Source organism: Lactiplantibacillus sp. YT640 (genome assembly GCF_049745435.1).
Lineage (GTDB): Bacteria > Bacillota > Bacilli > Lactobacillales > Lactobacillaceae > Lactiplantibacillus > Lactiplantibacillus plantarum.
In genome coordinates, this window is sequence record NZ_JBMNVY010000023.1 from 1 (window position 1) to 20,070 (window position 20,070).

General features: G+C 47.3%; 15 protein-coding genes and 2 pseudogenes. 4 read left to right on the forward strand and 13 right to left on the reverse strand.

Going from position 1 to position 20,070, the window contains the following annotated elements:
• Positions 1 to 81 precede the first annotated feature (81 nt).
• Positions 82 to 2,094, forward strand: a pseudogene (locus tag ACOV1R_RS12170) (YfhO family protein); the annotation flags it as partial.
• Between the two features lie 81 nt (positions 2,095 to 2,175).
• Here ACOV1R_RS12170 and ACOV1R_RS12175 read toward each other — a convergent pair.
• The 5 genes and pseudogenes from ACOV1R_RS12175 to ACOV1R_RS12195 form a co-directional block, all read right to left on the reverse strand.
• Positions 2,176 to 2,433 (reverse strand): annotated as a pseudogene (locus ACOV1R_RS12175) (NUDIX hydrolase); the annotation flags it as partial.
• Positions 2,434 to 2,445: 12 nt separating this feature from the next.
• Entirely contained in the window at positions 2,446 to 2,589 is a 144-nt protein-coding gene (locus tag ACOV1R_RS12180) for a hypothetical protein (protein WP_003645216.1), read from the reverse strand.
• 119 nt (positions 2,590 to 2,708) lie between these two features.
• A complete protein-coding gene (locus ACOV1R_RS12185; protein WP_015380223.1) occupies positions 2,709 to 4,745 on the reverse strand; it encodes a hypothetical protein in 2,037 nt (678 codons plus the stop codon).
• A complete protein-coding gene (locus tag ACOV1R_RS12190; protein WP_003645220.1) occupies positions 4,742 to 5,737 on the reverse strand; it encodes a glycosyltransferase family 2 protein in 996 nt (331 codons plus the stop codon). Before ACOV1R_RS12190 ends, ACOV1R_RS12185 begins: the two co-directional genes overlap by 4 nt.
• Positions 5,738 to 6,363: 626 nt before the next feature.
• Positions 6,364 to 6,501, reverse strand: coding sequence for an LPXTG cell wall anchor domain-containing protein (locus tag ACOV1R_RS12195; RefSeq protein WP_128485046.1), 138 nt, complete (start codon positions 6,499 to 6,501; stop codon positions 6,364 to 6,366).
• Positions 6,502 to 6,596: 95 nt separating this feature from the next.
• Between ACOV1R_RS12195 and ACOV1R_RS12200 the strand changes: the two genes are divergently transcribed.
• The gene (locus tag ACOV1R_RS12200; protein WP_003643094.1) at positions 6,597 to 7,037 is read left to right on the forward strand and encodes a nucleoside 2-deoxyribosyltransferase; all 441 of its coding nucleotides are present in this window, start codon (positions 6,597 to 6,599) and stop codon (positions 7,035 to 7,037) included.
• A 70-nt stretch (positions 7,038 to 7,107) separates the two neighbouring features.
• Here ACOV1R_RS12200 and ACOV1R_RS12205 read toward each other — a convergent pair whose 3' ends face one another.
• From ACOV1R_RS12205 to ACOV1R_RS12215, 3 genes are all read right to left on the reverse strand, one after another.
• Positions 7,108 to 7,668: a hypothetical protein gene (locus ACOV1R_RS12205; RefSeq protein ID WP_003643095.1), complete on the reverse strand. Its 561-nt coding sequence runs from the start codon at positions 7,666 to 7,668 to the stop codon at positions 7,108 to 7,110.
• An 87-nt stretch (positions 7,669 to 7,755) separates the two neighbouring features.
• Positions 7,756 to 10,194, reverse strand: coding sequence for a flavocytochrome c (locus ACOV1R_RS12210; protein WP_015380220.1), 2,439 nt, complete (start codon positions 10,192 to 10,194; stop codon positions 7,756 to 7,758).
• Between the two features lie 2 nt (positions 10,195 to 10,196).
• Positions 10,197 to 10,811, reverse strand: a complete 615-nt coding sequence (locus tag ACOV1R_RS12215) for an NADPH-dependent FMN reductase (RefSeq protein WP_003643097.1) — start codon at positions 10,809 to 10,811, stop codon at positions 10,197 to 10,199.
• A gap of 343 nt (positions 10,812 to 11,154) precedes the next feature.
• Between ACOV1R_RS12215 and ACOV1R_RS12220 the strand changes: the two genes are divergently transcribed.
• Together ACOV1R_RS12220 and ACOV1R_RS12225 are read left to right on the forward strand one after the other, a co-directional pair.
• Positions 11,155 to 12,102, forward strand: a complete 948-nt coding sequence (locus ACOV1R_RS12220; RefSeq protein WP_217203284.1) for a LysR family transcriptional regulator — start codon at positions 11,155 to 11,157, stop codon at positions 12,100 to 12,102.
• Between the two features lie 185 nt (positions 12,103 to 12,287).
• Positions 12,288 to 13,259 (forward strand): S41 family peptidase, encoded by a 972-nt coding sequence (locus ACOV1R_RS12225; protein ID WP_217203282.1) that lies wholly within the window; start codon positions 12,288 to 12,290, stop codon positions 13,257 to 13,259.
• Positions 13,260 to 13,349: 90 nt separating this feature from the next.
• Here ACOV1R_RS12225 and ACOV1R_RS12230 read toward each other — a convergent pair whose 3' ends face one another.
• The 5 genes from ACOV1R_RS12230 to ACOV1R_RS12250 all read right to left on the reverse strand — a co-directional run bounded on the left by ACOV1R_RS12230 (position 13,350) and on the right by ACOV1R_RS12250 (position 19,988).
• Positions 13,350 to 14,579 (reverse strand): hypothetical protein, encoded by a 1,230-nt coding sequence (locus ACOV1R_RS12230; RefSeq protein ID WP_128485047.1) that lies wholly within the window; start codon positions 14,577 to 14,579, stop codon positions 13,350 to 13,352.
• Between the two features lie 316 nt (positions 14,580 to 14,895).
• Complete coding sequence (locus ACOV1R_RS12235) at positions 14,896 to 15,876, reverse strand: 3'-5' exoribonuclease YhaM family protein (protein ID WP_003643103.1); 981 nt, start codon at positions 15,874 to 15,876, stop codon at positions 14,896 to 14,898.
• A 10-nt stretch (positions 15,877 to 15,886) separates the two neighbouring features.
• Positions 15,887 to 18,367 carry an ATP-binding protein gene (locus ACOV1R_RS12240; RefSeq protein WP_064578263.1) on the reverse strand — a complete coding sequence of 827 codons (2,481 nt, stop codon included), beginning with the start codon at positions 18,365 to 18,367 and terminating at the stop codon, positions 15,887 to 15,889.
• Entirely contained in the window at positions 18,354 to 19,574 is a 1,221-nt protein-coding gene (locus ACOV1R_RS12245) for a metallophosphoesterase family protein (RefSeq protein ID WP_217203280.1), read from the reverse strand. The genes ACOV1R_RS12240 and ACOV1R_RS12245 overlap by 14 nt, the downstream gene beginning before the upstream one ends.
• A gap of 69 nt (positions 19,575 to 19,643) precedes the next feature.
• The gene (locus ACOV1R_RS12250) at positions 19,644 to 19,988 is read right to left on the reverse strand and encodes a YlbF family regulator (protein ID WP_003643106.1); all 345 of its coding nucleotides are present in this window, start codon (positions 19,986 to 19,988) and stop codon (positions 19,644 to 19,646) included.
• Positions 19,989 to 20,070 lie beyond the last annotated feature (82 nt).

Sequence of the window (20,070 nt, forward strand, 5' to 3'; positions counted from 1 at the left end):
TCGTTTAGGTGTTGTCATCGGAATGCCTCGATTCGTTTTTCCTCAGATTATACCTGAATTTTTAGTTTTCAGACAGTCCCTAGTCATCCCGGGCGCTTTTTCGGCTGGTTATGGGTCAGTATCGTCACCAATTACTACTTAGGCTATATGACTTGCCTATTTGTGATTTACTATTTTATTTATCAACTATTTGAACGCAAACGCCCTCAGGACAGTCTTTGGCAAACTGTTCGTCATCAATTTTCGTTAATTCGGCACGTCGTGGTCACCATGCTACTCAGTGGGTTAAGCACGATGTTTGTCCTGATCCCCACTGGTTTAGGCATGCTGACCACGGCTAAATCTGCGGTCAAATTATCGAGCTACTTACCGGTCCCACAATTCGGTTTAGCTGTTTTGAGTCAATTTGGCTTAGGTGCCGCCAATTTTACGACTCGGCTCGTACACGCACCAACCGTCTTCAGCAGTAGTCTGGTCGTCTTGCTGGCCCTAAGTTTCTGGGTGCAGCCCAACTTGACTAAAGCTCACAAATGGCATAGCTTCGGACTATTACTTGCACTCTTCTTGAGTATGGACATTCGTACCTTAGATACGATTTGGCACATGTTTCAAACGCCCGCTGGCTTTCCATACCGCAATGCTTTTTTCTTTAGCTTTGTCTTGATCATGATCGCTTTTGAAGCCTGGTTAGCAGGCCCCCGGCGGATCGCCTTGCGCTGGCAATGGTTGTTACCGACACTCATGGTCAGTGCGCTGATATTAGGCTGGTTTGCCCAACGAACTGCTAAGCACCCCTTAACAACTTCAACGCTGGCGCTCAGCTTAGTCGCTGTCATCTTAACCGCAATTGCCTTATTCGCAACGGCGAAGCGGTGGCAAACGCTCAGCTTGGCAGGTATCGTCGCCTTAGAATTAGGGACTAACAGTACCCTCATGATGGCGAAGTCACCACTAGGGAATCAGGCTAAATTTGTAACTGCCTATCGAACCGAATACCGCCAAATGCAAGCCGTCAACGATCCTGATGGTCAATTATACCGCGTTGAAAATCAAAATACGCTAATCAATCAGGCCTACAATTATGATAGCAAGTATCGTAATTACAACGACCCGATGTTATTTAACTTTCACGATATTACCTACTACAGTTCAACTTTTGCGAACCAAACACGTCTCATGTTGAAGTCACTTGGGCTATTTTCTAAAAACGCCCGGCGTGTCAGTTCAGAAGGCCTAAATCCGGTCACTGATTTACTCTTAGATGTAAAATGCGCTGTGCAATTAAACGCCGTGGGTCAAGCGACAACGCGGCTCCGTAGTCAAAACGGGTTAGGGTTTGCCGTGCCAACAGCATTTAGACAGTTAAAGCTTCGTCAGAATAGTGCCATTATCAATCAAGAACGCCTCTTACAAAGTTTGCGGCCATCGAAACGCGCCTATTTTGGCAACGCCACGACGCTCTCAGATCACGTCATCCAAGATTCACAGGCCAAACGCTATCCGTATTTGCATACGGTTAAATTAAGGATGACACGCACCGGGACGCTGTATTATAACGACACGACTCGTCAAACAAAATACACCACGATGCGGGTCAACGGTCACTTAGTCCCGACTAAGTTTAATGCCAACGGTGAGTTAGTGCTCCGATCGCTAGGTTATTTTGACAAAGGCGCTGTCGTCACGTTAACGGTCAAACGTACCCAACCAACGCTTGGCACCCATGTCCACATCGCCAGCCTGGATCAAGCCCGGTTCAACCAAGTCAAACAGCAACTGCTATCCACGCGTTTTACACCGACTTACCACGTCTCGGGCATTCATACCGTGGTCAGTGGTCAAGTCACCAATCGCTCCAAGCAAAAGTGGCTCTACGTTGCTATTCCAGCCGACAAGGGGTGGCGCGCCACGGTCAACGGCGTCAAAGTTACTCCTAAAACGGTCATTGGTGGGATGTTAGCCCTACCGATTCAGCCCGGTAAGAATCAGATTCAGCTAACTTACCACGTCCCGGGATTGCTGGGCGGACTACTGATTTCAATCATAAGTGGACTTAGCTTCATTCTTTGGCGTCAACGATATCGCCACCATTAGAATCGTGTCAATCAAAACAATCGGACTGCCAAGCTATTCTGCTAGGCAGTCCGATTGTTGTTTTAATGGTCGCCGTAACTGCTAAACCAGTCGCGTTAATATCGGTTTTAGATAGGACACAATTCTTATATTAGTCAAAATTAATTCAGGTTTCATCCAAAGAAAGGCCATATGTTCAGTAAGTTCTAAGTTGATTGCCGGTCTAGTAACGAATGCCTGTGTGCTATACACTAAACGCGTGTACACCTGATTTTTAGCCTTGTCAAAGGTGGCATCTTCCCAAATAACGCGCTCAGTTTGAACTTTCAAGCCTGTCTCTTCCCAACACTCGCGTTTGGCCGCTACTTGCGGTCATTCATTAGCTAATGCACTCCCACCGGGCAGATCCCAATAGCTGGCATCAACATTCGGCCGCCCACGCTCAAACTGATTGCGTTTTAAAATTAAAACGTCGTGCCCGGCAGTCACTAAAGTATGCGCAATAATTTGAACCATTTGAATTCACCTCACCTTGATAAGTCACCCAAATTAACGGCTATTATATTTCGTTTAACCACAAATAAAAGTCCCAACACTGGCAACACCAGTTATTAAGACTTTCGCTTCAAGTTTTATTATTCAGTTTCTGGCCGTAACCGACCTAACGCCAAAATGGTCGCCAGCGCCACACAGCCGACAACTGCTAGACTGGCGGCACCCGTTGTTAACGCGTGCGGCTTAATAAACTGCTGTTTTATCACGACTTGTAAGTACGCGTGCCGCTTAGCCGTCACCCGGCCTGTTAACGGGCTGTAGTTGGTCGCCATCACACCATACCGGACGGGCGTCTGACCAATGTTTTTAATCGCTAATCGCAGGTTGCCCGCCGCTGTCAACGGATAATTCAAAGTGGTCAGCTCATTGGCCGAGCCCCGCCACCGTTTGACAACATGCGCCCCCTTAGTCAAGGTAATTGTTACGCGCCCATGCGTCGCAACTGGCTTCAACCGTAAAACATTACTTTTACCACTAACGGCTAACGGCGTTGTAACAGCGTGACCCGGTCCAATTTTTTGAACCGTGGACACAACATAACGCCCATTTCCCTGATTGCCACGTACCACATCAGTAATCCGCGTCGCCTGACTCGTCTGCCACAAACTAACCACACTGATTGCCGCCAATACGACGACCAACCACGTCAGTTGGCGCCGCATTACTCGGTTAAGGTGCCACACCGGCAACTCACGACCACCCACAATACTGAGGAGCATCAATCCCGGTAATAGCGGCAACGCATAGCGCCCTTCTACTTCCCAAAGTCCGACATGAAAAGCCGTTAAACCGAGAATTGCCAGGGCGACGAACGTCACGGCCCACTCGCGCCGCTTCATCAAAGTCACGATTGCTTGCACCAGCATCGTCAGGTAAATCGTTTGCGTCATTAGAACCAGCCAAAATTGAAGCTGGCGTTGATGATTCAAATACCAGCGGGGCGCACGAATCCACTGGGTGGTCAACTTAAAGCTATCAAAATCGCCAGTCGCCCAGAAGACCCGCATCTTTTTGAGTAAATGTACGAGGGTCCCCGTAACGCCCATCTGATGTAACCGCTGCTGAATTATTTGCTGGGTCTGTTGGCGCTTGGCCGCCGCAGTTGGCATCTGATTAACGCGCGCAAAATCGCCATGTCGGTACTCACCCGAGCTTTGGGGGTTCAAGCTCATCGCAATCCAGCTGGTTGCCGGTAAGGCGGCATCAGCTTGGCGCGTATAACCCGCTTGCTGTTGGGCAGTTCGCATCACCGCAAACATCACCCCGAGTGTCATCACTAAACTAACGAGCCAGCCTAACATTTGCCGACCACTGAATTGTCGTTGCCACCACAAGATGATCCCCATCAATACGAGAGTGAGCCAGAGCACAATGAGATTAGTCTTCATCACCACGCCCACGGCCACCAATAACCCATCACCAATCAAAACGCCCCAACGACGCCAGCCGGTTAAGCTTAGTCCGAGTGTGAGCAAGGCCAAGCTGTCTGGAAGTAGTGGCAAAACGAGGGCGTCCGTATATGCAAATAGTCCAAATGCGGCCACGGGAACACTGACGAGCCACAACAAACTAAATGAGACCGCCCCCGGTTGCCAGTAACGCCAACGGTTTAGTAAATATAACCCACTGATTAGTCCGGTATCGATCCAGATAAATCGGATGACATTTAATAATACCCAGGGCGTCTGCGTCAGTTTCAATAATGGCTTGAGCAGATTCGCAACTAATAACGTAAAATTCACATTATTGGGATAAATCATAAAATAATGTTGCCAATGATGGCTACCCTGCGCTAATAACAGTGCCTGCTGCCGAACGAAAAACGGGTCGGCCCGCGCCACGTCAACAAAACTAGTGGCAATCAATATTTGCACGATGGCGATTAAGCCGACCAGCCCAATCAACAGCCAACGATACTGACGAGATGATAACTGTTTGAGCACCTGCCGGCCAGCCATCGTCATGACCAATAATCCCAGAACCATGGCTAATTGAACGACCGGTGACGCCCAGTCCGGGTTGCCGAAGAAGTGAATCGGTTGCAACCACGCCATGCCAACTGCGACGACCAATACCGCGGCCGCCAGCCAATTGACGCTCTTAACCACGGCCTTCATCCGTGCACCCGTTGCGAATTCACAATAGCTGGCTGTTGAGTTGCCGTATAATCATCCGTTTCAATAATATAGCGGGGCCGGTGCTTGACTTCCGCAAAAATTTTTCCTACATACTCGCCAACAATACTAATACCAATCAATTGCATCCCACCTAAAAACCATAGACTTGTCATGAGTGAGGACCAGCCACTCGTTGCGGTCCCTAGTAATCCTTGTATTAGCGCATATAGCATCATCATCAAACTACCGCCACTAATCACCATACCGAACAATAAAATTACTTTAATCGGTGCGATTGAAAATGACGTGATCCCATCAAAAGCAAAAGCCACCATCTTACGTAATGGATACTTTGAAACACCCGCAAAACGTGGTTGGCGATGATAATAAAGTTTAGTTGTTGGAAAACCTAGTCGTGGTACGATTCCACGCAAGAATAAATTGGTTTCCTCATAGGTTAACAGTGCCTGAACTGCCCGTTGACTTAGCAAACGGAAATCGGCATGATTAGGTACTAATTGCACACCAATACGCTTCATTAGCCGATAAAAGCCGTCCGCGGTCCATCGTTTGAAAAGTGAATCACTACTTCGATCATTGCGGACACCTAATACAATATCACTACCAGCACGATAGCGTGCCACCATTTCTGGGATCACCTGTGGGTCATCTTGCAAATCAGCATCAATCGTAATGACTATTTCAGCAGTCGGACTGGCGACCTGCATCCCAGCCATCAACGCGTTTTGATGACCAAAATTACGACTAAACTTAAGACCCGTCACGGTTGAGTACTGTTTTTCCAACGACTTAATCAGTTTCCAAGTCTTATCTTGACTACCATCGTCAACAAATAATAACTTACTTGCCGCATTGACCTGTTTGTGTTGGATCAGATCCGTCAAGATACCATCCAAGATGTGTGCAGACTTAGGTAACACCGCTTCTTCATTGTAGCAAGGCACAATAATGGTTAACCGTGGATTTTGCATGCTAATTCCCCCAATATGACTCAAATAGTTTTACGAAATAACAATTATAATTGCAACTTTCGGTATCATTAGCGCCATTCGATTGTGGCCCAAATTAGACACTTAACGAAAAACATTCCGGTATCATTAATAACGCAGAATATCTGCCCCCACAACTATCCACGACTAATTTTATAATCATTAATGCCTGACACCCACAATCCTCAAAGGCAAGCTTACGACTATTACTGTAATTATTTATCTCAATCATCCAACCATTGACCTAGGCAACTGTCAGTGGTCACACAGCTCAATAGTTCAAATTGATAGTACCAATATCTTCCTCGCAATTCAAACAAAGCAACGATTTCGGTACCAACCATTAACAAATTATCCGAACTTAACCCCCGTGCTAGTACCACCCATTATTACGAACCGGTACAAAGAAAATGCGGAAATAACCTTGTGTTACGAACCATTCAGAATTCCAACCGAATCTTCAAAACCGGTTTATTTAAGATTAAGTGACGGACTTATTATTAACCACAACAATTCATTTAAGCTCACAAAAATGGGCCTTCATAATTTCTGAAACCCCACTGTATAACTCTAAATCCATTGCATTCTAATTTCAGTCAAACAATAACTTATTTAGCTGGTAACCATACAAGCATCAACAACAATAAGGCAAGTCCAAGTATTGCAATGAGCAAGCTCTGGTGATTCTCGCTCGTTTGTGGTAACGTTACTGCCTTCGGAACTTGACCGGATTGATCTGTGGCCACAAGCTAGTAGTTAAAAACAAATTGACGTTGACCCCCAAAATCTCTAAAATTAAGCCATTAGTCTTTTTACTAAATTAACTTTAAGGAGTATCTTCATGGCACAAATTTATATTGCTAGTCCGTTTTTCAGTCCCGAACAAGTGACGCGGGTCACACAACTTGAGGAAGCTTTAGCAAAAAATCCAACGGTCACGGATTTTTATTCACCACGTCTACACCAGGACGCTCAAGCCGAACAGTTCACCAAAACTTGGGCGACCGAAATTTTCCACCGTGACATGGCCCAAATTGCGGCCGCGCAAGTCATCGTGACTGTCTTAGACTTTGAAGCCAAAAACTTAGATTCTGGTACCGCCTACGAGCTAGGTGTGGCTACCATGCGCGACTTGCCCATCATCGCCTTGCAGGAAAAAGATGAGGCCGTCAACCTGATGATTACCGAAAGCTTACACTGGTATACCAAACAAGTGAGTGATTTTGAAACTTACGACTTCCAACAATTACCTAAAGGCGACTTTATCGGTGAAATTTTATAATAAAAAACGAAGCCAGACTTTCGACTATTATCGAAAGTCTGGCTTCATATTTTGTAGTTCTTAATTTTACTTACCAGTGGGCCCCAATCGTCTGTTGCCAAGCAAAGTACGGGGTGCCCTTTGTCAATGCTTCAAATTGATCAGCCGTCAAATTGGGCCAGTCTATGTCACTGGTTGCCAATTGTAACGAATCGGTTAAGTGAAGATGAAAGTCGGTGATCCAAGCCAACAGCGGTTTCAACACTGACAAATCGGTATTTAACATCTGATAAGTAGCGGTATCGCTGGTCAACGTCACCGCCAATGTGTAACGGGCCTTCATTCGTACGCCATTACCAAGTTGCCGCACGATTGAGCGATACAATCCCAGCTCGACGTCCGTGATGACTGTGGGTATTGGCGCCAAGGTTTGAAAGACTGTGCCGCGCTCATCGGCCAAACTCAGCCGACTAGGCGTGATCGTCAAACGCCCATGAGCAGCCGCGCCCTCATTCAACGCTTTCAAGATAAACGGCGTCTTTTTGCGCGCGGTCGAATACTTGTGATCATTTAAAACAATCGTCATATAAGCTGGTTGGTGCGTAATATTGTCCGCAATGTTCGTCACCGCGACTGGCATTGGTTTTTGCATGTGATAATCTCCCTTGTCGATCTGCTTCTCTCTACGGTCGATTATACACTAACACGACTCAACCAACGTAGCGACTTAATAATTGCCTTAGGCCGTCACCGGATCAACGTGCTCAGCAACAGCATGAGCCGCCGCGATTCGACCGAACGTAAAGATATCACTAAGCGAGTTACCACCTAGCCGGTTACCCGCGTGAATTCCACCGGCTACTTCTCCCGCCGCGTATAGCCCGTCGATAATCTGACCGTCCGTATTTAAAACGTGAGCATCCGGATCAATCTTCAAGCCCCCCATCGTGTGGTGGGTTGCTGGTTTACGCGGCGTTGCGTAAAATGGTGCCACGGCAACTTTCAAATCAAAGGCCGTCTTATGAAATTCAGGATCCTCGCCGGCATCAACGTAACGATTGTAATCCGCAATCGTCTTGGTCAGGGCTGCCGGGTCCATGCCAATTTGTTGCGCTAAATCTGTCAAAGTATCAGCACGGAACAAGGTCCCATTCGCCACCTGCTGGTCAATTTTAGCTTGTGTCGTGTTGTAAGCCGTCTTTTTAATTTCATCATCGGCAATTAGATAGAAGAGACTCCCATTATCAATGGCCGCCTGAGTTAACTCATCACGACTGCCGTACTCATTGACGAACCGTTTTCCTTGCTGGTTTACCATCACAAAGTTTGCCGGTGGCACTTGGAGCCCACTGAATAATTCGCCGGTCTCCGGATCAGATACCGGCATCATTTGTGAGAAGCCCATCCCAACTAATGCTGCACCAACACTAGTCCCTAGCCGAATTCCATCACCAGTCATTGCGGGGGAATTAGTCGTCTTGACATCATCGTCGATGGCCGTCCAGTACGTATTGTACTTTTGTAACATTTTAGTATTCGCTGCGAAACCACCAGAAGCTAAAATCACCGCATCAGCATGGACAATAACTTTTTCATGAGCCGCATTAGTCGCAATGACGCCACGAACTTGCCCATCTGTCACCAGTAATTCTTTTACCGGCGTTTCCGTCATAATCGTACCACCCTGTTGTTCAACAAAGGCCCGTAAAGTCTTGATGTAAGCAAACCCTAGATCGCCCATTGGCTTATGCCCGCGCCGCCAGATGGCTCCAACTGGCATTGTCACTTGGCTTTCATCAAATTTCACACCAATCGATTGTAACCACTTGACTGAATCCAGGGCGTTATCCGTCAATTCTTTTACCAAATCATACTGACCGTGAATCTCTTGACCGTTCAAATCAGTCCGTTGACCACCTAAATAAGTTTGAATCCGATGTAACAAGGTTGAATCAAATAAGGTGCCCTTTTGATTGGTATTGGCAGTCAGGTATGCGTCAATCTGCTGTTTCAATTTACGGAAATCAGCCCGATATTCAGGTGCAATTGTACTTTCATCACGCTCACTCAGATCCTTCAACGTTTGCTTTTCACCTGGCAAAGCTACAAACTGTCGTTGCCAATCCGGATCAGCCGCATTCATGGGCCCCCCAGCGCGAACGGTATTACCACCGACAGCTGGGTATTTTTCTAGGACAACGGCTTGATGACCAGCCTGTAACACTTTGGCCGCTGCCGTCATACCAGCCCCACCAGCACCAACCACTACGACATCAGTCGTCACTTCTTTGACAGCAGGTTGAGCGACCTGCTTAGTCGCACGCCGTTTCTTCAAATCATCAGGATTGGCACCAGCTTCTTTGACCGCACGAGCGACCCCATCGATAACACCATGACTGGTAATTGAAGCCCCGGAAATCGCATCAACAGCGAGCGTTTGACCCGCAATAATCTCCTTGGGAATGCGTTCAAAAGCCACATCGGCAATCCCCTGCGTTTCACTACTGGTATCAATTTCAATATTTTCAATCCGGTCAGCGGAGAGGGTCACTCGCATTGGCAATTCGCCATTATGTCCAGTGGCCGTCACCTGATAAGTACCCGGGGCAAAGCTAAGCGCTTCTGGTGCCCGCATCTCGGCGACGATGGTCGCAAACTTCTGAAACTTTGCAAAACAACTGTCCAGAAAATCAACCGTCCCTTGCACCTTTAAATTACCTTGATCGTCAAAAGCCGTTTGGGCACGACCTAATAAGAATTCTGAACCGGGCATGACACTGGCGTTAACACCGGGAGCGTCTAAAATCTGGCGCAGGTGTAGTTGCGCGCGTGACGATCCTTGGACACTGTATGAAGCCCCAACAATCATTACTGCTTGACCATCTAATGGGTGAATTTTGAATGATAACCATTCAATAATGCTTTTCAACGCGGAAGGCACGGAATGATTGTGTTCCGGTGAGGCAATGATAACCCCGTCAGCCGCCGCAATTTTAGTGGCAAAGTTTTGAATGATGGTACTGTCAGTTTGATCATTCGATTCATCAAACATCGGGACATCAGTCAATTCTAAAATTTCGATTTCGGCTTGTGTCGCAAAATGTCGTTGCATAAATTCCAGCAACATCCGATTGTACGAATGCTGAGCATTCGTTCCAACAATTCCAACAAATTTCATGTTTATTCCTCCCCAGTCACTTGCCGCCACGAGAACTGCTTACTCTTTTCGAAAAACTGACTCGACGGCATGATTTTATTCGTTAAATCTACAAAATCAATGAATTCGCCAAACGCATTGTCTAATTCCTGAACTTTATCCGGATAAGTCAGGTCGCCCTGATCATCAAAAGCTTGTAGTGAACGGCCTAGTAAGTATTCAATATTTGGCATCACCAGTGCTTTTAATTCCGGCGCCTCTAAAATCTGGCGTAAGTGCGCTTGAGCGCGTGAGGTTCCCAGTGAGCCGTTCGAGGCCCCAACAATCATAACTGGTTTATTAATTAACGGCCGCGTGGTATATGACAGCCATTCGATTGCACTTTTTAGTACGGCCGGAATTGAATGATCATACTCCGGCGTGGCAAAGATCACGCCATCTGCTGCGGTGATCTTATCACTGAGCTGTTGAATTGCTACTGGTGCTGTTCGGTCTTCCGGTTCATTAAAAGCCGGTAAATCTTTTATTTCACAAATTTCAATCGTGGCTTGTTGCTGAAAATGCCGTTGCATATATTGCAGTAACTGCCGGTTGGTCGATTTGGTTGCATTCGTCCCAACAATCCCAACAAATTTCATAATTTCAGATCCTTTCAGGATGATTTAAACAGTCGTTTTCGACGAGTAGCTATTGAATGATTGGCCACTCTTAATACTGATTAGTGTACGTGAAAGCGCTCCGCTTGTGAAATATTTATTTATCTATACCCCGATAACAAATTTACTATGTCGACGATTCGCGTTAAAATTAATCATGTTAAAATGGTTGGTCATAATGCTATTTAGCCACTATCGCCAGGATGTTGACAGAACTTATTGAACATGTTTTGAACGTCCTTATGGCGATGCAACTAACTCAACATGACCAAATCAGCAATCAAACGAATACTCACCTAATCACAATGCGAGAGGAAGGCGCTTTATGCCAAAATCAGATTCTAGCGAAATGCGACGGTTTTTAGATGTGTTGCTCAAGCACGGCAATTTTACCCGGGCGGCTAAAGATCTCTACATTTCACAACCTTACCTCACCCAAAGCATCCGCAATGTTGAAAAAGAATTGGGCGTCACCATCATCAATCGTGAAGTCACGCCACTGCGACTGACCACGGCTGGGCGGACTTATTATCAATATTTGACGGCGCTCGAAAACGAGAAGGATTACTTTAATAAGCAAATTAGGCAATACACACATGCCAACCAGCAAGTAATTCGGCTGGGCGTCTTATCTAGCCTCGGCTATTACTTATTGCCCCTATTCTTACCTGCTTTTTTGAAAGCCCACCCGGCCACTAAGATCGAATTAACCGAAGATATCGCTAGTCGCAACGAACAGCGCGTGCTCCACGGTGAGCTGGACTTCTTAATTGGTCAAAATCCGGAAACCATCGCGCCGGGGCTTGAAAGTTATGACCGCGGTCGGGACGGGTACTACGCGATTATCCCGAACACCGTCAACTGGTACCAACCCCATCAGGCCTTCATTAATCCGGGAGCGCTACCCCTTAACGACCTGCTACAAGCGCCTCTAGTCTTGTCTCCCCACGGGTCATCGATTCGACGCCAAGTTGACTACTTATTACAAAAGCACAACGTGACACCGAATATCGTAATTGAGAGCACGAATACCGCCACCATCACCAAACTAGCCACTGCTGGACTGAGTATTACCTTTTTACCAGACAGTGTGCATACCCAGCCTGATCCAGAACGCTATAACATCTTACCTTTGCCCCAAGCGTTAATGTCCCTGAATTATTTCATTGCCTTTCCAGCCGAGCATTCACTGAACCAGGTGGAAAAAGACTTGGTGACGATCTTCTTAACCCAGTTAGAAGCCGATCTGGCACAATCGTCAACAATTTCATGATACAACAAATACCCATCTGCTTAGCCGTTAAGACGGCCAATGTAGATGGGTATTTTAACAGTAACCATTATTTCAAAGACGCACCAGTTAAGATATGCTTTTCGTTGCGAAATTTTGACGCCACGCCTACACTTTAGCTAACCAATACATGCTAATCTAGTCACGAAAAGTAAGGATGGCTTATCATGATAACGAATAAATGCCGTTACGGACTGGTAGGTCTAATTTCGATAGTCCTAACGTTTGGTCTTTCCGCTTCTAATCGGCTCCGTGCGTCCTTCAACGCTATGCCGGCTATCACCTACATGTCAAAATATGGCATTATCAACCATCGCACGCAATGGCAAGCCATGCTACATGCGACTGATCATGGTCGCAAAATCACGTCACTGACCCAACTCAATCAAATTCTGCGCGCTGCAAATTTACATTCATTCGCCGTCGCCAATCTCCGCCAAGTCGAACATGCCACCCGTCCGACCAAGACAATGAGTGCCGGCCTCACCATCATCAATGTGCCAGCATTTTACAGCAGTCAGCACCAATTACAAAAACAGTATTGGACACAACTCCAGCACCTGATTAAACAAACTAAGCCGACAACCGATTTAATCTTAAACTTCGCAGCCAATACTGGTGGTAGTTCGGCACCGATGATTGCTGGCCTGGCCGCCATCATTCCCGACGGCCTCCTCTACACCGGCATCACGAACCATCATCGCAACCGGCCGCGTGTGATGTACCATGGCCGCATCACTGGTGGACTTGGTCAAGATGACTTTAACTTTTCGCAACCAACAGCGGCCCACTTTCGTCATATTTATGCCATTATTGGTAACCAGACAGCGAGTGCCGCGGAGGTGACCAGCATGGCGCTAAAACGTAACCCGCACGTTACTTTAGTTGGGCGTTCTTCCGCTGGATATACTAGTCTCAATGGTGGCGTCTTTTTAAATACCGCCGTGGCCGTCATGACGATTGGCACGCTCAAAGCGACCGTCAAAATCCATGGTCAGCAATACTTCAATAACCAGCCGTTAAAGCCAGACATACCAACGTTATATCAGCCATTGGCACCATTACAATTAGGACAATCGCCCCATTTAGATGCCGACTTTCTGTCCGAGTTACGAACCATCATGAAGCACTACCACTGACACCCCGTCCTTTCAGCTTCAACTACTAGATTCACAAACTTCAGCCTAGTCAATCGGCACTATTGTGATTCAGTTGGCCGTTCAGCTGCACTAAAAAATCAGCTTACGCAGCCACCGCCATCCCCAAATTACAATTGTAATCAGAATAGCTGTGACCAGCCAAGCAACTAACACGATACCAATACTGACGGTAGCTGCCAGTGCACGGTTCGCCATCTTCACAGTTGCCATACCAGGCACACTCTCAGGCCGCAGTACACCGTAAGCGACTAAGCGCATTGCAATCAAAACGGTACTATAACTCGCACCAAGTTGCCAAGCTGGCCGAGCCGCGCCATCTTCTTCACTCTCGTCTTCATAGTCGTCCGCCGGATCAAACCGTCGGGCCCACTGTTCAGTTGTCAACGGATCTGCTAAATCCCAGTGTTGCCAGGCATCCGCCCAGTTGGCTGTCGTCTCATCATTGAGCGTGTCATCGAGCGTGCGTTGCATCAATTTATTCTGCAAAGTTGCCTTGGCAGTCAAATCACCGTCCCACTCAAGCTGATCAAATAACTCAATCGCTAACGACAAGCCCTGCATGCGCGTAATTGCGGCCGGATCAATCTGACTTTTCGCCACAAGCTGTGACCATTGCGCGTCCAAATCTCGATCAGCACTTTTTTGCCATTGTTCAAGCTGGTTAACCAATTCAAAAATCTCAAAAGAGTCCTCAGTATCCTGGTACTTATCGAAAAAGGCCCACATCACGGCTGGTAATTGTTCAGCAGTCAACGTCAGCGGGGCGGCAAACTCCGGATGCATGCTCTGGCGATGTGCACGCCACACTTGCCACCCGGCACCACTGACCTGAGTGGCCGCCCGTTTACCAATTTCTTGCAGATATTCCTGATCTTGTGCCTGCAAAAACGCGTTCATCGCTGCATAGGCTTGAACTTCTTCTAATTGACGTTCTGGTCGTACCCCAGCTGGCAGCACTAATTCATCCTCTCCGTCGGTCTCATCAACTTCATGTTCAGCATGATCATTGGGCGTAAGCACGGCCCTAACTGCCCGCTTCCATGCTTGCCACATTGGATCATCCGCCGTTACCTCATAAATTGCCCCGGCTTGCATCCGATTTAGTAGTGACTTGACGGCGTCATCGATTTCATCGTCGTCAAATTCACCCTCAAGTCCCAGATAGCTAGTTTCCAACCAACAATCCGCGAGCCAATAAAATGTCGTTACATATGCTTCTTGTTCGTTCATCCCGATAATCTCCCCTAATGCGTGCAATTTTAAATCATTTGTCTCTGTGACGGTCCCGTCACGTGCCACAGTTGCCGGATTATCGTTTAATCAATCAGTCTGGCCGCTAGATTACGCGCATCGTGCACGCCAATACTGCTCAACGTGCCCTAATTCAACACGTATGCAATGGTCAACGATAACAACTAATCACTCGTAGTAACTTATCATGTCAGGATATTAATTGCAATTAAAATTTTTATTTTATCTTTAATGACGGCCCACGCTAATTAATGGTGCACCGTCTCACCCACCCCAATGGAATTCGTCATCAAAAATAAAGGTCACAAAAAAACTGTTAAAATCATTGATTTCAACAGTTCTTTCAAACACCGTATCGATTTAGTTAGTTTTGTTCGTCTGGTAATTCGCCCTTCGTTTGATCACCAGTTGGCCGGTAAAAGTTACGACCATCCATAGCAAAGATCCGCTCCGTATACGTGCCCGGCTCTGCGTGTCCAAGTGAAGTCTGCATCATTTGAATCGACGCGTCCAACTCGTCCAAGTCATGTAAGATTTCAGCTTCCATAATATGAGGCCGAACGGGTGACCCATATTCTAACAAACCATGGTGCGCAAGAATCGTATGCCGCAAGACTAAAACAGATTCCGACTGCTCGTCAATTTTCAACTGTTGACAAGTCTCCACGATTTGTTCATCGATCAGGACAATGTGACCGACCAAGTTCCCTGCCAACGTATAAGTCGTCGAGACCGGCCCCGACATTTCAATCGTCTTACCCATGTCGTGCAAAATCGCACCGGCGTATAGTAAGGCCCGGTTAACGTGGGGATACTGATCGGCAACTGCCTTAGCTAAGCGCAAAATTGATAACGTGTGATAGGCTAAGCCACCGGCGAACGCGTGATGATTTTTCTTCGCCGCGGGATAGCTAAAGAACCGGTCATGAAATGTCGTTAACATGTGGCGAACAATTCGATTCCAATTAGGTTCAGTAATTTCAAAGACAAACTGATTGATTTCATCCGCCATCGTGTCGGTCTTTAGTGGTGCGTGTTCCACAAATTGTTGCACTTCTTGCGGTTCGCCACTATGAGTGAGCCGCATTTGTTGAATTTTGATTTGCGGATTACCCTGATAGTTTTCGCGTTTACCTTTCAGATGAACGATCCGACCTGCCTGAAAGTTTTCGACATCTGTATCGCTTGCATCCCAAAACTTCCCGGAAATCTCGCCGGAAGTATCCTGAAAATTAATGGCTAAAAACTTCTTGCCGTTCTTGGCGATGCGAACTTCCGAATCTTTCAACAAAAAATAGCCATCCACGGTTTCATCTAATTGATAATCAAATAACTTCTTTGCCATGTTATCCCCCCTAGGTTAACTGCTGTACAGTCGCTGTCTTCAGTTGGGTCAGTGCCGCTGTCTCATTCGTAAAGTAGAGCACTTGATGATGCTGAGCAACTGCTGCTAAGACTTGCCAAGCAGCTTGCTTACGTTGCTCATCAAAATTCACCAAGCCATCATCAATCATTAGTGGTAGCTGAGCTGCTTGGCCCAAATGATTGATCAACGCTAGCCGTAAAGCCAAGTACAACTGTTCCTTAGTCGCCGTTGAAAGTTCCGCGACCATGAACTGCGTTGTTGCCGTCTTCACAACCATTTCATCACCGTCTAAGTCAATCTTATTATACCGCTGTGCCGTTAATTGCGCGAAAATCGTGGTTGCTGCGGCCAAAACAGTTGGTAATTGCTGTTGTGTCAATGCCTGTAGCGCCATATCGATCCAGTTCGCACCCAACTGCCGCGTTAGCCATTGACGTGCCATGACTGTGATTTCCGTTTGTAGATCCGCCTGTTGCTGACGTAGCGTAGCGTACTGGCCATCCGCCGTCAACTCTTTGAGTTGTGCTTGCGCCGTGGCAATGTCCGTAGCTAACTGTGTCAGTTGCTGCGCCGTTTGGGTACGTTGTTGCTGTCTTTCAGCCAGTACCGCTTGCAACGCTTCAAGCGACGTATACTGCTTTAACGCCGATAGCTCAGCAGAACTGAGTTGTTGCTGTAATTGGTGACGACTCGTGGCGTTGGCCGTTTGCTTTTCGGCATCACTAACCGCTTGCGTCAACGCGTCTACATCCGCTAAACCGTTAGTCGTTGCTAACGCCTGTAGCTGCTCGGTCAGATCACGGACCTGCTGCGTCAACTGCTGGACCTGCCGCTGGACAAAGGCAAAGTCGGGGCCGGACATGGTCTGCTGTTGCATCACTTGATGGACTTGATCATAGAATTGGGCAATTCGAGTAACACTTGTCGTTAAATGATCCTGATCAACAGGAATCCATCCTGCCGCAAATTGATAAGGCTGAATCAATTGCCAGAGTTTGGCAGCCTGTGTTGCTAATGCTTGATCAGCAGTCGTGACCGCAGCTTGTGCGCGTTGCAGTGCCGCGACTAGTTCCAATTGCTGTAAGGCTTCACTGGCAGTCAGATTCGGTGCCAGACCAGCAGCCACTAATTGGTCTGATAAGTGGTCGGTTGCTTGCACCGGTTTACCCTGACTACGGGTCATCCCAAACCAACCAAGTAGGGCCACACCTGCTAACATCAAGATCCATTTAAAGCCGCCTAATGGTAGCAATAATCCCGCGACAATCCCGATTGCACCACCAATCAAGCGCCAATCAAGCGATGGACTATTCGGGGCCGGATGTTGGCGACGCGTGTTCGCCGTCGCTGCCAACGTCGCCTTCAAGGTCTCGATTGCGGCCTGTTTGTGCGGAGAGAGGCAACCTAACAGCTCAGGATGTGCATTACTTTGCGCTTGAAAATCAGCCTTGGCAGCACTTCCCTGCTGGGTCAACGTTTGGTATTGGCCTAAGGTTTGTTGCAGGGTTGGTAACTGAGCTTCTAATTGGTCAAACTGGTCTTGATGTTGGACGTAGAAGCCAACTAGTCCTTGAGATTGTGTATCAACTGGTTGCTGACTTAATTGCTGACGTGCACTCGCCAAGGCGTGTTGCAATTCCGTTCGCTGTTGGCTTAATTGTTGATAGCGTGTCCTAGTCGCCGTAGTTAGTGTCGTCGTCATATTAGTGGCTTGCAGTTGCTGCAATTGTTGATAGACCGGCCACTGATTTCGTAAATTGGCGAGCTGTTGTTGTTCATGATCCAACTTGGTTAAATCACGTTGGGTACTTGTCCGTTGTGCCTGCAAATCCAGCAATCGATTTTGTAATGTTTCGTATTCTGGGTACCGTTGCTTGGCCGCCTTGACCTGTTCTGTCAACATGCGATAGTGCTGCAATGCTTGATTCAACCTGGGTTTGCGGCCGCGGGGCTTATATAACGCCTCCGCATCTGTCCGTAACGTAGTCGCCGTTTCTCGCCATGGTGCACTGCCCACCAATCCGACTTGTTGTAATTGCACGTTCAAATCGCTGGCGTGCATAGTTTTGAGCGCCGTCAATTCAGCCTGGTTAAACGTAAACAATCGCAAATACTGGTCACGATCATAAGGCGCTAACCACTTGTCAAGTAAGGCCAGCGGTTGAGCGGCCTGCGTCTGCACGTTCACCAAGGTAGCGGGTTGATCACCTAACCGGGTCAACCGGTATGTCGTCTCGTCAACCACTAGCTCTATCGAACCACCGTACTGATTCGTACCTTGTGGTTCATGGCGTTCAAGTGGGTGACGGCGGGAGGGAAAACCAAATAACATGCCGAGAATAAAGGCCCGCATTGTTGATTTACCACTTTCATTGAGGCCGTAAATCACTTGAAGCCCATCACCAAACTCGAACTGCTGCTGTTGAAATTTGCCAAAGCCCGCAATTTCAAGACGCTTAATCTGCATCATCATTCACCCCCGTCGTTAAATGGTACTGATCATTTAAGAGTCGCACCACTTGTTGTTGCCAAGCAGTGGGTGACATATCTTCCAGCAACGCGGTGTTCAGAAAGTCTTCATCCAAGAGTTTGCCTGCAAGTTCAGCGACTGCTTGATCGGTTACGACCTGCTCACCAACTTGTTGCCAGGTCGTCGCGTTAATACCAAACAAGGGGGTCATCGTATCCGTCGTTGCTTGCTCAATCGCAACCGGCCACCAATGTTCATTTGCCTGTTCCTGCAACTGGGCTAGAATGGCCCCCTGATTTAAGGCTAATTCCGCCATCGCACTCAGTTGAAGACTAGCTGGTAACGTAATCGTTACTAATTTTAAGCCGGTAACCATCTTCAATGATAATTGATCAGCTAACTGATGGACGATATGTGAACGGGACATGGGTTCTGGACTAGTGAGCGTTGGCGTCCAATCCGCCCATTCAATATCAGTCAAGGCGTGAAATACTGGTTGCAAGGTCTGATCGGCCTGGCTATTCACAATGAGGCACCCCTTCGCCCCAGTTTCACCGCGATGGCGCCCCTGCGTGTTGCCGGCATATACGATTGGTGGTTGCGAATTGAGCGTTTGCCGCTGATGAATATGACCAAGTGCCCAATAATCATAATGTTTCGTTAATAATTCACTAACGTTGAACGGGGCGTAGTGGTCACCCGCCACACCAATCTGACCGTGCAAGGTACCAATCTGATAATCAACGCCCGTGGCTTTAACAGGATAATCATCAACTGGGTCCGTCGTCACCCACCGCTGCGCATAGCTAAACCCACTAATCGCGACCCGTTCTTGTGCCACAGTCGTTAAGGTAGCCGTTGTTACCTGCGAGCCAAACACGTGCACATTGGCCGGAAAGTGCCAGCGACTTAAATCCGCTTGAAAATCATGGTTACCGAACGATAGCAGCACCGGAATCGAAGCCGTATTCAACCGCGCTAGCGCCGTCATCAGTGCCGCCTGGGCCTGAACACTTTGGCCCTGTTGGTCAAACAAGTCACCAACGAGCAGGACGAAATCGACTTGCTCAGCCACCGCCAAATCGACTAGTCGGCTGAGTGCCCTCAGTGGTGCCGTCACTAACCGTTCCTGCAAAGCTGGTGTTAAGCCACTCAGTCCTTGAAACGGTGTATCTAAATGTAAATCTGCCGCGTGTAGAAATTTCATGATAACCCCCACTAAAAAAGGGGCAATCACGGAACAGATTCCGTCATTGCCCCTCGATCCTTAATTTACTTAGTTCTGGTATAATTCTTGAACTGGTTTAGTGATAATTTGATTTAAATCATTCATCAATTGGTTCAAGTTACGTTCTTTACCCATTAAGGACTTAATTTCGTCAACGTTGCCAACCTTATCAGCTAAATCATGGGCCTTTTGAACTTCGTCATCCGTCAATTCTTCCCCATTCATCTGCTTTTGTGACAATTGCATCTGAACTTCTTGAAAGTCCTTAAACAGTGAAAAGGCACTGTCATTGGTCTTCATCGTGTCATAAGCGACCTTTAATTCCTTGAATTCTTTAGTCTGACGTAATTCTTGTTCCAATTGGTTCGCAGTATCGTAAATATTTACGGCCATCGTGAGTTCCTCCTCGAAGTATGTGTCGTCATTATTTTAGCATTTTTAACGGAACTTGAATAGCATTAGTACGTTCAGAAGC

Excerpts from the sequence above, each read along its gene's own strand:
- ACOV1R_RS12180 (WP_003645216.1), bottom strand. The coding sequence starts at position 2,589 with ATGGTTCAAATTATTGCGCATACTTTAGTGACTGCCGGGCACGACGTT.
- ACOV1R_RS12185 (WP_015380223.1), bottom strand. The coding sequence starts at position 4,745 with ATGAAGGCCGTGGTTAAGAGCGTCAATTGGCTGGCGGCCGCGGTATTG.
- ACOV1R_RS12190 (WP_003645220.1), bottom strand. The coding sequence starts at position 5,737 with ATGCAAAATCCACGGTTAACCATTATTGTGCCTTGCTACAATGAAGAA.
- ACOV1R_RS12200 (WP_003643094.1), top strand. The coding sequence starts at position 6,597 with ATGGCACAAATTTATATTGCTAGTCCGTTTTTCAGTCCCGAACAAGTG.
- ACOV1R_RS12205 (WP_003643095.1), bottom strand. The coding sequence starts at position 7,668 with ATGCAAAAACCAATGCCAGTCGCGGTGACGAACATTGCGGACAATATT.
- ACOV1R_RS12210 (WP_015380220.1), bottom strand. The coding sequence starts at position 10,194 with ATGAAATTTGTTGGAATTGTTGGAACGAATGCTCAGCATTCGTACAAT.
- ACOV1R_RS12215 (WP_003643097.1), bottom strand. The coding sequence starts at position 10,811 with ATGAAATTTGTTGGGATTGTTGGGACGAATGCAACCAAATCGACCAAC.
- ACOV1R_RS12220 (WP_217203284.1), top strand. The coding sequence starts at position 11,155 with ATGCCAAAATCAGATTCTAGCGAAATGCGACGGTTTTTAGATGTGTTG.
- ACOV1R_RS12225 (WP_217203282.1), top strand. The coding sequence starts at position 12,288 with ATGATAACGAATAAATGCCGTTACGGACTGGTAGGTCTAATTTCGATA.
- ACOV1R_RS12235 (WP_003643103.1), bottom strand. The coding sequence starts at position 15,876 with ATGGCAAAGAAGTTATTTGATTATCAATTAGATGAAACCGTGGATGGC.
- ACOV1R_RS12240 (WP_064578263.1), bottom strand. The coding sequence starts at position 18,367 with ATGATGCAGATTAAGCGTCTTGAAATTGCGGGCTTTGGCAAATTTCAA.
- ACOV1R_RS12245 (WP_217203280.1), bottom strand. The coding sequence starts at position 19,574 with ATGAAATTTCTACACGCGGCAGATTTACATTTAGATACACCGTTTCAA.
- ACOV1R_RS12250 (WP_003643106.1), bottom strand. The coding sequence starts at position 19,988 with ATGGCCGTAAATATTTACGATACTGCGAACCAATTGGAACAAGAATTA.